Source organism: Roseovarius sp. THAF27 (assembly GCF_009363655.1).
GTDB lineage: Bacteria > Pseudomonadota > Alphaproteobacteria > Rhodobacterales > Rhodobacteraceae > Roseovarius.
Window position 1 is genome coordinate 3,299,669 of sequence record NZ_CP045393.1, and the last position, 13,174, is coordinate 3,312,842.

Here is a 13,174-nt window from a genome sequence, read left to right on the forward strand (position 1 = left end):
CCCTACGAATTGCCCGTAGGATGGGTGACAACCCACGTTATTCCGCCGCGATGTCGGAAGACGGGTCTTCCTCGTCATCCTCCGCGTCCAACAGCTCCATATTCAGGCCCAGGCCACGGACTTCCTTCACGAGAACGTTGAAGCTCTCCGGCACACCGGCCTCGAAGTTGTCCTCGCCCTTGACGATCGACTCGTAGACCTTGGTCCGGCCTGCAACGTCGTCCGACTTGACGGTCAGCATCTCCTGCAGGGTGTAGGCGGCGCCATAGGCTTCCAGCGCCCAGACCTCCATTTCCCCGAAACGCTGGCCACCGAACTGCGCCTTGCCGCCCAGCGGTTGCTGGGTCACGAGCGAGTAAGGCCCGGTCGAGCGCGCGTGGATCTTGTCGTCCACCAGGTGGTGCAGCTTCAGCAGGTACTTGACGCCCACCGTTACAGGACGCGCAAACTGCTCGCCCGTACGCCCGTCGAACAGGACCGACTGGCCGCTTTCGTCGAACCCGGCCCGCATCAGCGCGTCGTTGACGTCAGGCTCCTTCGCGCCGTCGAAGACCGGCGTCGCGATCGGAACACCGCGCGTCACGTTGCCCGCCGCCTCGATCAGCGCCGCCTCGTCCATGCCCGCGATGCCCTCGTCGTAGACATCGTCGCCATAGGCGTGGTGCATCGCCTCGCGCACAGGGGTCAGGTCGCCGGTGCGGCGATAATCCTGAAGCGCCTCGTCGATCTTGATGCCAAGGCCGCGCGCGGCCCAGCCCATGTGGGTTTCAAGGATCTGACCGACGTTCATCCGGCTGGGCACGCCCAGCGGGTTGAGGCAGAAGTCGACCGGCGTGCCGTCCGACAGGAACGGCATGTCTTCCATCGGCACAACCTTGGAAATCACACCTTTGTTGCCGTGACGCCCGGCCATCTTATCGCCCGGCTGAAGCTTGCGCTTCACGGCAATAAAGACTTTGACCATCTTCATCACGCCCGGCGGCAGGTCGTCGCCACGGCGCACCTTCTCGACCTTGTCCTCGAAGCGGGCATCGAGAGTGCGTTTCTGCGCCTCGTACTGCTCGTTCAGGGCCTCGACGATCTGCGCGTCCTTCTCGTCCTTTAGGGCCAGCTGCCACCATTGACCACGGCTCAGCGTGTCCAGCAATTCCTCGGTGATTTCCGAGTTCGCCTTGACGCCTTTGGGGCCTTTCACGGCGGTCTTGCCGAGGATCAGCGATTTCAGACGGGCGTAGATGTTGCGATCCAGGATCGCCAACTCGTCGTCGCGGTCGCGCGCCAGGCGCTCGACCTCTTCCCGCTCGATCTGCAGCGCACGCTCGTCCTTCTCGACGCCGTGACGGTTGAAGACCCGCACTTCCACGACCGTGCCGTAGTCGCCCGGCTTCACGCGCAGCGAGGTATCGCGCACGTCCGACGCTTTTTCGCCAAAGATGGCGCGAAGCAGTTTTTCCTCCGGCGTCATCGGGCTTTCACCCTTCGGCGTGATCTTACCCACCAGGATATCGCCCGGCTCCACGTCAGCGCCGATATAGACGATGCCCGCCTCGTCGAGGTTGCGCAGGGCTTCCTCGCCGACGTTCGGGATATCGCGGGTGATCTCTTCCGGTCCCAGCTTGGTGTCGCGGGCGGCCACCTCGAATTCCTCGATGTGGATTGAGGTGAAGACATCGTCGCGTGCGATCCGCTCGGAGATCAGGATGGAGTCCTCGAAGTTGTAGCCGTTCCAGGGCATGAACGCGACCAGCACGTTCTTGCCCAGCGCCAGTTCACCCAGGTCGGTCGACGGGCCATCGGCGATCACTTCGCCTTTCTGCACCGTGTCGCCCACCTTCACCAGCGGCTGCTGGTTGATACAGGTGTTCTGGTTCGAGCGCTGGAACTTGCGCATCCGGTAGATGTCCACGCCCGGGTCGCCGATCTCCAGATCTTCGGTCGCCCGGATCACGATCCGGCTTGCGTCCACCTGGTCGATCACACCGGCCCGGCGCGCCAGAACCGACGCGCCCGAGTCGCGGGCCACGACGCCCTCGATCCCGGTGCCGACCAGCGGCGCCTCGGAGCGCAGCGTCGGAACCGCCTGACGCTGCATGTTCGAGCCCATCAGCGCGCGGTTGGCGTCGTCGTTTTCCAGGAACGGGATCAGCGAGGCCGCAACCGACACCAGCTGTTTCGGGCTGACGTCGATCAGGTCCACATGCTCGACCGGGGCCAGCATGTATTCACCCGATTGCCGGGTGTTGACCATCTCGTTGACGAACTTGCCGCTCTCGTCCAGCGTCGCGTTGGCCTGCGCCACGGTGTGCCGCATTTCCTCGGTCGCCGACATGTAGGTCACGTCGTCGGTCACCTGCCCGCCCGTCACCTTGCGGTAAGGCGTTTCGATAAAGCCGTACTTGTTGACGCGCGCAAACGTGGCAAGGCTGTTGATCAGACCGATGTTCGGGCCTTCCGGCGTCTCGATCGGGCACATCCGGCCATAGTGCGTGGGGTGAACGTCGCGCACCTCGAAGCCCGCGCGCTCGCGCGTCAAACCGCCCGGTCCAAGCGCCGACAGGCGGCGTTTGTGCGTCACTTCCGACAGCGGGTTGGTCTGGTCCATGAACTGGCTCAGCTGCGACGAGCCGAAGAACTCGCGCACGGCGGCCGCGGCCGGTTTCGCGTTGATCAGGTCCTGCGGCATCACCGTGTCGATCTCGACCGACGACATCCGCTCCTTGATTGCGCGTTCCATCCGCAGCAGGCCGACGCGGTACTGGTTTTCCATCAGCTCACCGACCGAGCGCACCCGGCGGTTGCCCAGGTGGTCGATATCGTCGATATCGCCCTTGCCGTCGCGCAGTTCCACCAGCGCCTTGACGCAGGCCACGATATCCTCGCGGTCCAGCGTGCGCTGCGTGTCCGGCTTGTCCAGGTTCAGACGCATGTTCATCTTCACCCGGCCCACGGCGCTCAGGTCGTAGCGCTCGGAATCGAAGAACAACGTGTCGAAGAGCGCACTTGCGGCCTCCTCGGTGGGCGGCTCGCCCGGGCGCATGACGCGGTAGATATCCATGAGCGCGGTTTCGCGGTTCATGTTCTTGTCGTTCGCCATGGTGTTGCGCATGTACGGACCGACATTGATGTTGTCGATGTCCAGCACCGGGATATCGGTGATCCCGGCCTCGATCAGCTCCTGCACGGTGCCGCCGATGATCTCGCCATCCTTGTCGCGCTCGATTGTCAGCTCGTCGCCGGCCTCGACATAGATCGCGCCGGTTTCCTCGTTGATGATGTCGCGTGCCACGAACTTGCCCGCGATCTGCTCGTAGGGCAGCAGCAGTTCGGTGACTTCGCCCTCGTCGATCAGCTTCTTGACCGCGCGCGGCGTGACCTTCTTGCCCGCCTCGGCAATCACCTCGCCGGACTTGGCGTCGACAAGGTCATAGGTCGGGCGCGTGCCGCGCACGCGCTCGGGGAAGAACTTGGTGGCCCAGCCCTTTTTCTTCTTCAGCTTGTAGTCGACCGTATCGTAATAGGCCGTCATGATGTCTTCCTGGTCCAGACCCAGCGCATAGAGGAGCGTGGTCACAGGCAGTTTGCGGCGGCGGTCGATCCGGGCGAAAACGATGTCCTTGGCGTCGAACTCGAAGTCCAGCCAGCTGCCGCGATAGGGAATGATGCGGCAGGCGAACAGCAGTTTGCCGGACGAGTGCGTCTTGCCCTTGTCATGGTCGAAGAACACGCCGGGCGACCGGTGCATCTGGGACACGATCACGCGCTCGGTGCCGTTCACCACGAAGGTGCCGTTGGGCGTCATCAGGGGCATGTCGCCCATGAATACGTCCTGCTCCTTGATGTCCTTCACGGACTTGGCGCCGGTGTCTTCGTCCACGTCGAACACGATCAGCCGCAGCGTCACCTTCAGCGGTGCGCTGTACGTCATGTCGCGCTGCATACATTCCTCGACGTCGTATTTCGGCTTCTCCAGCTCGTAATCGACGAATTCGAGAACGGCGGTCTCGTTGAAATCCTTGATCGGGAACACCGACTGGAAGACACCTTTGATGCCCTCGCCGTCCATGGGCTCGGGCTGGTCGCCGGATTTCAGGAAAAGATCATACGAGGATTTCTGCACCTCGATCAGGTTCGGCATCTCCAGGACTTCGCGGATTTTGCCGTAATATTTACGAAGACGTTTCTGGCCAAGAAAGCTTTGCGCCATGTGACAAGTCACCTTTCATTTCTCACCGGTCCTGCACGCTGTCGGGCCACAGCGGCAGAGCCACCCGAGAGAGGCGGGGAACGATCCATTCTTGGTCCCAATCCCACAAGGGACCACCCGATCGTTGAACCTCGCCTGAGAGAGGGTCTCGGCCCGCAAAAACCGCCACGCGGCGCAAGGCCCTCTCTGAGACAGGTTCGGCTGGACCGGGATTTTGCCCGGTCCAGCCTGTTTTCATACGATCCCGCCCCGGATTCGATCCGGGACATCGTCACATCGGCGAGAGATCCCGGATCACGTCCGGGATGATCCCGCCGACGCCGGGATCACTTGAGTTCGACTTCGGCGCCAGCTGCTTCCAGCTTGCCCTTGATCTCGTCGGCTTCGTCCTTGGAGACCTGCTCCTTGACGGCTTTGCCACCGGCTTCGACCAGGTCCTTGGCTTCTTTCAGGCCCAGGCCGGTGATCGCGCGGACTTCCTTGATCACGTTGATCTTGGAGGCACCGGCCGACTTCAGGATGACGTCGAATTCGGTTTGCTCTTCAGCCGCCTCGCCAGCGTCGCCGCCAGCAGGGCCCGCCATCATGACCGCGCCGCCGGCTGCGGGCTCGATGCCGTACTCGTCTTTCAGGATGGTTTTCAGTTCTTGTGCTTCGAGAAGCGTCAGACCAACGATCTCTTCAGCAAGTTTTTTCAGATCAGCCATTTTTCAGCTCTTTCCGTTCTAAGATGTGTTCCAACGTCGGTTTTGCAACCCGATACGCAGGACTTGCAGTTGCTTACGCTGCTTCCGCCTTCTCTTCGATGGTCGAAAGGATGCTCGCGATGTTGCTTGCAGGTGCGCCGATCGCACCGGCGATGTTCGAAGCGGGTGCGCCAATCATGCCGGCGATGGTGGAGATAAGCTCCTCGCGCGACGGCAGTTTCGACGTGGCTTCGACACCGGCCCGGTCCAGGGCCGTCTCACCCATTGCACCACCAAGGATTTCAAACTTCTTGTTGTCCTTGGCGAAACCTTCCGCGACCTTGGCTGCTGCCACGGGGTCTTCGGAAAAGGTGAGCACGGTCATGCCCGAGAGGTAATCCGCAATGCTTGCGCATGGCTTGCCCTCAAGGGCGATCTTTGCGAGCCTGTTCTTGGCAACGCGAACAGATGCTTCGGCCTCGCGCGCACGGGCGCGCAGGTCTTGCATCTCCGCAACTGTAAGGCCTTCGTAGTGGGCAACCACAACGACGCCAGAGCTTTCGAAGATCTGGCCGAGTTCGTCGACCACTTTCTCTTTCTGGGCTCTATCCACAGTTTCACTCCAAATTTGGGGGTGTCCCCCGGCTCAGTACCACCGGGCCACTGAACGACCCGGCAAAGGGTCCGCTAACGGGGCTGAGCCAGTCGGGGCACGCCTTGATACCAAGGAGAACCTCGAGAATTCTGGTCTTTCCCGTCTCGGGCAGGATTTATGACCGGCATATCCCGGCCACCCACCGTCTCGGACGAAACACAAATGGCCCGACGAATCGAGCCATACGCGCAACGCCGGGTGTATGCCGCATGACGGCAAATGCCAAGGGGGAATTTCATCGCCTGCCACAACAAGCGATTACGCGCGGGCCGACGACCGGCCCGACGCGTGATACTGCGCAGTCTGCCACGACGCCGGTCTTTCCGCAAGTCTGGACCTGCGCGCGCCCCGTGCCTAGCTCTGACCCAGGAGCATTCCCCGAACAGGAGACCTTCCGATGCACACCCATATCGTCCATGCCCACCCCGAGCCGACCTCCTATAACGGTGCGCTGACCGACACGGCGCAGCAGGCACTGACGCGTTCGGGCGGCACCGTGTCGATCAGTGACCTCTGTGCGGAAGGCTTCGACCCGGTCGAGCGCGCGGCGCATTACACCGACCGCGCGGATGCCGACGCCTTTGCCGCGCTCAACGAGCAGCGCAACGCCTGGAAAACCGGCACCGTGCCCGGCGACGTCGCCACCGAAATCAAGCGGCTCGAAAGCGCCGACCTTCTCATCCTTCAATTTCCGCTGTGGTGGCATGGTCCCCCGGCCGTCCTGAAAGGCTGGATGGACCGCGTCTTCATGAGCGGCGGACTTTACACCAGCCGGATGCGCTACGACGCCGGCTATTTCCGGGACAAGCGCGCGATGGTCTCGGTCACCACCGGCGCGCCCGAAAAGGCTTTCGGCCCCGACAGCCGGGGCGGCGATTTCGACGTGATGCTGTGGCCGGTGCAATACTCGCTGCACTACATGGGCTTTACCGTTCTGCCGCCCTTCATTTCCTACGGGGTGCAAGGGCATGGCTACAGCTACGAGGGTCGCGACAGCCTGGAAGCACGGCTCCGGGACAATCTCGACGCCTGGGGCAAGCGCCTGTCGAACCTCGACAGCGACACACCGCTGCACTTTCCCGGCTGGGACGACTGGGACGAGGGCGGTGCCGCAGCCCGCGCGTGACACGCGCAACGCAACCGGCACAACGAAAAAGGCCCCCGCTCATGCCGGGGGCCTTTCCAATCTTGATGCGGAACCGGCTTACTCGGTCACGGCGCTTTCGATCGCGATGCTGACGCCCGGACCCATGGTCGAGCTCAGCGCCACCTTCTTCATGTAAGTGCCTTTCGCCCCGGCGGGCTTCGCCTTTTGAACGGCGTCGATGAAGGCGCGGACGTTCTCTACCAGCTTGCCCTCGTCGAAGGACGCCTTGCCGATGCCTGCGTGCACCACGCCGGCCTTTTCGACCTTGAACTGCACTTCACCGCCCTTGGCGGCCTTGACGGCGTCGGCCACGTCCATCGTCACCGTGCCGACCTTGGGGTTCGGCATCAGGTTGCGCGGGCCCAGCACCTTGCCCAGACGGCCCACGATGGGCATCATGTCCGGGGTCGCGATGCAGCGGTCGAAATTGATCTCGCCGCCCTGGATGGTTTCCATCAGGTCTTCGGCACCAACGATATCGGCCCCGGCTTCCTGTGCCTCGTCCGCCTTCGCGCCACGGGCGAAGACGGCAACGCGCACGTCCTTGCCGGTGCCGTTGGGCAGGCCGACGACGCCACGGACCATCTGGTCGGCGTGACGCGGGTTCACGCCCAGGTTCACGGCAATCTCGACGGTCTCGTCGAATTTCGCGCTGGCGTGGTTCTTGACCATTGCGACAGCCTCTTCGACGGTCACGTTGTGCTTGTCGGCGAATGCTTCGCGGGCGGCGCGGGTACGTTTTCCAAGTTTCGCCATCTTATTTCACCTCGATGCCCATGGACCGCGCGGAACCGGCGATGATCTTCATCGCGGCTTCGACGTCGGTTGCGTTCAGGTCTTTCCACTTGGCTTCCGCGATCTCGCGCAGCTGCTTGGGGCTCACCGTGGCGACGCTTTCGCGGCCCGGGGTCTTGGAACCCGATTTCAGCTTGGCAGCCTTTTTCAGGTAATAGGACGCCGGCGGCGTCTTGATGTCCATTTCAAAGGACTTGTCCTGATAGTAGGTGATCACGGTCGGGCACGGTGCACCGGGCTCCATCTCCTGCGTCTTGGCGTTGAACGCCTTGCAGAATTCCATGATGTTGATGCCGCGCTGACCCAGGGCCGGACCAACCGGCGGGGACGGGTTCGCTTGTCCGGCGGGCACCTGAAGCTTCATGGTGCCGGCAAGTTTCTTGGCCATTGGCCTTCTCCTTTTCAAACAGCCTCGGGACGCGTCCCTCGGCCTATGTTGATGTGGTCAGGTCTGAGCGGTCGCGACCGCCGCGCCTCCCACATGGAACGCACCCCGGCCCGGTCCGGGCAAAGGTACGAGGGCGCCGCGTACACCCTCCATTGGCGTTTGGCAAGCCCCCGCCTGGCCTGCGGGCCTATTCTTGGCGGCAATACTGCGCGTCCAGAGCGCAAGACTGTTCACGATAGTCGGCCGCCTCTTCCGGCGCCGTGGCCTTCTTCAACTGCGCCATGTTGCGGCAGCCAAGCGCGACCTCGTTGTTGCACGCGATCACGAAGTACCGCGCCGCCTGCCCCGGATCCGCAGCAACACCGCGCCCATGCTGGTACGAGTCCCCAAGATTGTTGCAGGCCGTCCAGACCCGTAACTCGCACCCCATCCGATGATAGCCGACCGCCTGCTTCAGCGCCGCCTCCGTGCCGCGATCAAGCTTGAGCAGGTTGCCCACCACGAGGCATCCCATCCCTTCCGACAGGGCGCAGGCGGCGGTGGCAAAGCGCTCGGCTTTCACCAGATCACCCATCGCCCGTGACAGCGTTCCAAGGTCGGCGCAGGCCCGCACCCATCCGTCCTTGCAGATGCGTTCGAGGTCTTGCGCAAAGGCCGCCATCCGCGCCTTGTCCTCTTCGGTGCGCGGTGCGGTCGTGATCGGCGCAAACGCGTGTACGGCGTAATAATGACACGCGCTGAAATCCCCCGCCTCGCAGGCCTTCTTCATGGCCAGCAGGTTATCCGTTGGCCGCCAGTAGGTCTCGCGGTTGATCTCGTCGCACCCGTAGCGGAACCCGCCGCGACAGGCCCGCACGTAATACTCTTGGGCGCGCTTCCAGTTCTCATTGACGGCCTGTCCCTCGTCATGGGCCAACCCGGCATTGTAACACCCCACCGGATTGCCAAGCCCACAGGCTTTCTCGGCATCCCAAAGCGCATAGCGCTGCTTGTTTTCCACCTCGTCCGGAAAGCCGGGGTCGAACACGGCATACTCCTCGGCGCCGGCGTGGCTCTGGATGTAGGACATCAGCGCACAGGCCCGCGCCGCGTCTTCCTCATCGCACAGCCGGCGCAGCTGGTCGAACCAGATCGCCCGGTCCGGCACCGCCTGCGGCACCAGCACATTCAAGCGCGACTGCGATATGCAGGCCGTCACGTTGCCTGTCGCGCACGCCTCCGCCTGCTCGGCGTAAAACGCCTCGTAGGACGTCCCGGCAAACCCAATCAGGGAAAAGTTCAGGTCCGACAGCAAGGCGCAGGCAAACCCGTCGCCCGCGTCGCATCCTTCCGCCCACAGCGCGTAAACTTCGGGCGCATCCGTGCCCTCCCGCACATGCACCAGCGACGCATAGTCGGTGCACGCCTCCTGCCCGCCCGCGTCGCATCCCGCGGAGGCCTCCGCCAGCGCGGCGGCGTAGTGGCGCTCGTATGTCCCGGACACCATGCCGGCATCATTGTAATGCGGATAGCTGGCCACCAGCGCGGCACAGGCCGCCTCGTCGCCCGACTGGCAGTCGAAGACCGCCAGTTGCCGCTCCGTCGCGCTCATCCGCGCCTCTGCCGCGTCCGGGCTCCAAAGCAGGGCCGCGAAGGGTATCGACAACAGTCGAAGCGAAGTCATGCAGGTGTCTCCGGGCAGGTCAGAACCGCGTCCAGTCTCCCCCAACGAAAACGGCCGCGCAATATGCACGGCCGCAAAATCGTCTGTCCGGTCAGGGCCCGCATCAGCCCTGCTTGGTCACCTGGGTGAATTCCAGCTCCACCGGCGTCTCGCGGCCGAAGATCGACACCGTCACCTTCAGGCGCTGGTTGTCGTCGTCCACTTCCTCGACCATGCCATCGAAATCCTCGAACGGGCCGTCGTTGACCTTGACCTTTTCGCCGACCTCGAAGCTGACCAGCAGTTTCGGCGCATCCTCGCCCTCCTGCACGCGGTTCAGGATCTGGTTCACCTCGGCATCGCGCATCGGCATCGGACGCCCCTGCGGCCCCAGGAACCCGGTGACGCGGTTGATCGAGTTGATCAGGTGATAGCCCTGGTCCGACATTTCCATGTGCACCAGCACGTAACCGGGCATGAAGCGCCGCTCGGCGGTGACCTTCTTGCCCCGGCGCACCTCGATGACCTCTTCGGTCGGCACCAGAACCTCGTCGATATCTTCCTCAAGGCCCTGTTCGGCCACGGATTGCCGGATCTGCTCTGCGATCTTCTTCTCGAAATTGGAAAGAACGCTGACCGAATACCACCGTTTCGCCATGCTGAGCACCATCCCTCTTTGCCCGGGCCCTGCCCGTGAAATTCATGTTCCGCAGGGCTTTTGCAGCCCAAAACACCTTCCAGAAACAAATCAGCGCGCGGGCTCGAATCGCCGCGCGCTGCTGGAAGTGTCGGGTCACCTACCGCCCTTTGCCCTTGATTTCAAGGCTCAAGGGGCAAAATTTGCAACCCTTAGCCGAAGAGGCCAAGCAAGCCTTCCAGGCCGCTGCGGATCGCAAGGTCGACCAGCGCAAAGAAAACCGCCGTCAGTGCCGCCATGATGAACACCATGACCGTGGTCAGCAGAACCTCGCGCCGGGTCGGCCAGACAACCTTGGCAATTTCCGCGCGGACCTGCTGAATGAACTGAAGCGGGTTTGTAACAGCCATGGGTGCGACACTCTCGTGGTTTGAACCTGTCCGCGGCACATACGCCGCGAAATAAAGGAATTCAAGGGCCGAGGCAGCCACGGGCGATTTCGGTCGGCCTCATGTGGCGCGGGTTCCTCAAGCGGCGCGTCAGGTCTCGCGCGCCTCGGCGGCCAGCCGGTCGAACGGATCGGGCTTTTCCGCGTCGGCGGTCGCGCTGGCCGAAAAATCCGGCAACGCCAGCCGGTCGGCCCACGCCTCCGGCAAGCGGTCCAACACCCGATCAAACCGTTCGGCGAACCGATCGGCGCGTTGGCGGATCCTCTCGGCCAGTTCCGGCTTGCGGGCGTGCAGGCGCTGCCATGCCCCGCCCAGGATCTCACCCCACCGATCGGGCCCCAACGTCAGATAGGCAATCAGCACCAGCCAGACCAGCAGCAACGCCACCAGCGGCACCATCAGAGGACGATAGAGCACCAGACCCGCCACGACGGCCCAGGCGACATGCTTGCGCGTCGGGCGATACGAACGCAGCCACCGGGGCAAGCGCAGCCTTCGGTGTATGGGACCCGAAGCCGTGGGGGCACCGCCCGCGTTCTTGGCGGATCGCGCCGTCATGCGACACATCTGCGGCATCCGCAGCCGCGGCAGGCTCAGCGCGGGAAGGCGCGGCCTCGCCCGACCGGCCCCGGTCGGCCGGGCCGTCGGCGCCCGTTCCGCCTTCAGGATCTGTGCAATGGATTGCTGGGCACTCTGCTTGCGGTCCTCCGGCGATACCGGGTCGTAGGTCAGCACCTCTTCCTGCGGCGCGATCTGCGGCAGGCGCTCTGGGATGGTCCGGCGCTTTTCCTCCAGCAGAAGTTGCCGGACAAGCTCGTCGGCATCGCTTTCGACGGTCTGGCCTTCGGTCATCTGGTCGGCAGGCGTCCCCGTCAGTTCTTCGCTACGGATGTAGAGATCGTTCCGAAGCGCCGGACGGCGCATATCTGTCATGGTCATGGCAGCACTCATTCACGGTTCCACGCCCCCACGCGGTGATCGGCCTGGCGTCCCCTTGCAGGGCGCCAAGCGCGATTCATGGTGATGCTAAGGCTGGAATGTGGCCAAATCATGGCAGTGCTCGGGCAAGGGCATGTCCCTGCCCTTGCCGATCTCGATACCGGGCAGCGGACTGGCTTGCGCGCGCCGAGCGTGCCCCGACCAGGGCGCGCAGCCCGCCAGCCAATACTCGGCCGTCCCGGCGCGCAGCGCGCGCACCTGCGACGACCTTCATCCTTGCCGGGGCTTCACTCCGATTTCGCCTTGGACGGCCTGCTGTTCCTGAAAATCCTGTCCTGTACCGATGCGATCGGCGGCAGGAGCGTGTCGGTATTTCCTCCCAGGTTTCCGACGAACCGCCGGATCAGGCTGATCGCGATGTCCGACGACAGCATCCGCTTCTGCGACAGGGCCGAAACCTTCAGTTCAAGGTCCCCCGGCGCCAGAATCCGGTGCCCGGCCAGATACGCGCGGAAAGCGTCGCGCACGCGCGCCTGCAGCAGGTTCGGCACGATATGGTTCCGTACAACCACCAGGCAGATGAACTTGCCATAGCCGACATAGGACATCGTCGCGCCGCTCGCCGGCAAGGTCTTTCCGATGATGTGCGCCACAGCCTCGATGACTTCCAGGAATTCCCCCTGATCCAGGCGTCCATCCAGAGCGTCGACACCTTCGATCTCCACCGACAGCAGGGTCAGGGCATAGGTGCCTTCGTTGAGGCGCAGCAGCCGGTTCTCCAGCTGGAAATAGTCGCGCATGTTGGGCACGTCGGAATAGGTGATCCGCATCGAAGGATCGAACCCTCGTGTTTCCGGGGCGCTTGTCAGCAGCGTCTTCAGCGCAAGCCGGCTTTCCGCGTCGCTCTTGACGGTCTCGACCAGCAGCATCGCGACCTGGATACGCACGCGCAGGTCGATTTGCTCGATCGGCTTGGGCATATAGTCGGTGGCACCCGCCTCGAACGCCTCGTTCATGTGCAGCTTGGCCGCCGCCGACGTGATCATGATGATCGGCGCGATCCGGTATTGCGGCATTTCGCGGATCTTCGAGCACAGCTGGATCCCGTCCATGCCTTCCATCTTGATGTCCAGAAGGAAACAATCGAACGGGTGAGCCTGTGCCGCGATGATCTCCATCGCCTCTTCTCCAGACGTCGCCGTCGTGACGTCGTTGAACCCCATTTCGCCGAGGTGTTCAAGAAGCAGCGCCACGATGATTTCTTCATCGTCCACGACCATGATTCTCATGGGTAACATCCCTTCATTCGCATTCGTTCGCCTGTCAGAATACAATTAGAGGGAGAATGCGGTAACATTGCGACGGCCCAAGGTTAATTTCGTGAAAGGCAAAAATCCGCCACATCGAACCGCAGGCGCGCCGGGACGGTGGTGCGCCGCGGCAAATGCGTTTGAAATCAGGAGGTTTTGGCAGGGGCAGCAGGGCTCGAACCCGCGACCTACGGTTTTGGAGACCGTCGCTCTACCAGCTGAGCTATACCCCTAAGGCCGACGCCTCAGGTACGGCACATGTGGGGCGGAATCAAGTCCCCTTGCCTCCGCGCGCGCGGATTTTTCGACATTTTTCTCCTGC

Annotated in this window: 11 protein-coding genes and 1 tRNA gene; 1 reads left to right on the plus strand and 11 read right to left on the minus strand. The window is 63.1% G+C overall.

From position 1 onward, the window contains the following. Positions 1-37 precede the first annotated feature (37 nt). From rpoB to rplJ, 3 genes are all read right to left on the minus strand, one after another. The gene (rpoB, locus tag FIU89_RS16405; protein ID WP_152493588.1) at positions 38-4,204 is read right to left on the minus strand and encodes a DNA-directed RNA polymerase subunit beta; all 4,167 of its coding nucleotides are present in this window, start codon (positions 4,202-4,204) and stop codon (positions 38-40) included. A gap of 326 nt (positions 4,205-4,530) precedes the next feature. Beyond that, on the minus strand, positions 4,531-4,911 hold the full coding sequence (gene rplL, locus FIU89_RS16410; RefSeq protein WP_057796840.1) for a 50S ribosomal protein L7/L12: 381 nt from the start codon (positions 4,909-4,911) through the stop codon (positions 4,531-4,533). Between the two features lie 73 nt (positions 4,912-4,984). Beyond that, positions 4,985-5,503, minus strand: coding sequence for a 50S ribosomal protein L10 (rplJ, locus tag FIU89_RS16415; protein WP_152473763.1), 519 nt, complete (start codon positions 5,501-5,503; stop codon positions 4,985-4,987). A 439-nt stretch (positions 5,504-5,942) separates the two neighbouring features. Between rplJ and FIU89_RS16420 the strand changes: the two genes are divergently transcribed. Further along, positions 5,943-6,671 carry an NAD(P)H-dependent oxidoreductase gene (locus FIU89_RS16420; protein ID WP_152493589.1) on the plus strand — a complete coding sequence of 243 codons (729 nt, stop codon included), beginning with the start codon at positions 5,943-5,945 and terminating at the stop codon, positions 6,669-6,671. 78 nt (positions 6,672-6,749) lie between these two features. On the opposite strand, the gene rplA is transcribed toward FIU89_RS16420, so the two are convergent. The 8 genes from rplA to FIU89_RS16460 all read right to left on the minus strand — a co-directional run bounded on the left by rplA (position 6,750) and on the right by FIU89_RS16460 (position 13,085). Further along, a complete protein-coding gene (gene rplA / locus FIU89_RS16425) occupies positions 6,750-7,448 on the minus strand; it encodes a 50S ribosomal protein L1 (RefSeq protein WP_152493590.1) in 699 nt (232 codons plus the stop codon). A 1-nt stretch (position 7,449) separates the two neighbouring features. Further along, complete coding sequence (rplK, locus tag FIU89_RS16430; RefSeq protein WP_152493591.1) at positions 7,450-7,875, minus strand: 50S ribosomal protein L11; 426 nt, start codon at positions 7,873-7,875, stop codon at positions 7,450-7,452. A gap of 187 nt (positions 7,876-8,062) precedes the next feature. Next, positions 8,063-9,538 carry a tetratricopeptide repeat protein gene (locus FIU89_RS16435; RefSeq protein ID WP_152493592.1) on the minus strand — a complete coding sequence of 492 codons (1,476 nt, stop codon included), beginning with the start codon at positions 9,536-9,538 and terminating at the stop codon, positions 8,063-8,065. A 103-nt stretch (positions 9,539-9,641) separates the two neighbouring features. Beyond that, the gene (nusG, locus tag FIU89_RS16440) at positions 9,642-10,175 is read right to left on the minus strand and encodes a transcription termination/antitermination protein NusG (RefSeq protein WP_152473758.1); all 534 of its coding nucleotides are present in this window, start codon (positions 10,173-10,175) and stop codon (positions 9,642-9,644) included. A gap of 191 nt (positions 10,176-10,366) precedes the next feature. Further along, positions 10,367-10,564 carry a preprotein translocase subunit SecE gene (gene secE / locus FIU89_RS16445; RefSeq protein WP_152493593.1) on the minus strand — a complete coding sequence of 66 codons (198 nt, stop codon included), beginning with the start codon at positions 10,562-10,564 and terminating at the stop codon, positions 10,367-10,369. Between the two features lie 129 nt (positions 10,565-10,693). Beyond that, positions 10,694-11,542 carry a hypothetical protein gene (locus tag FIU89_RS16450; protein WP_152493594.1) on the minus strand — a complete coding sequence of 283 codons (849 nt, stop codon included), beginning with the start codon at positions 11,540-11,542 and terminating at the stop codon, positions 10,694-10,696. Between the two features lie 287 nt (positions 11,543-11,829). After that, positions 11,830-12,831 (minus strand): PleD family two-component system response regulator, encoded by a 1,002-nt coding sequence (locus tag FIU89_RS16455; RefSeq protein WP_172978145.1) that lies wholly within the window; start codon positions 12,829-12,831, stop codon positions 11,830-11,832. Positions 12,832-13,009: 178 nt separating this feature from the next. Further along, positions 13,010-13,085 (minus strand) — tRNA-Trp (locus FIU89_RS16460). Positions 13,086-13,174 lie beyond the last annotated feature (89 nt).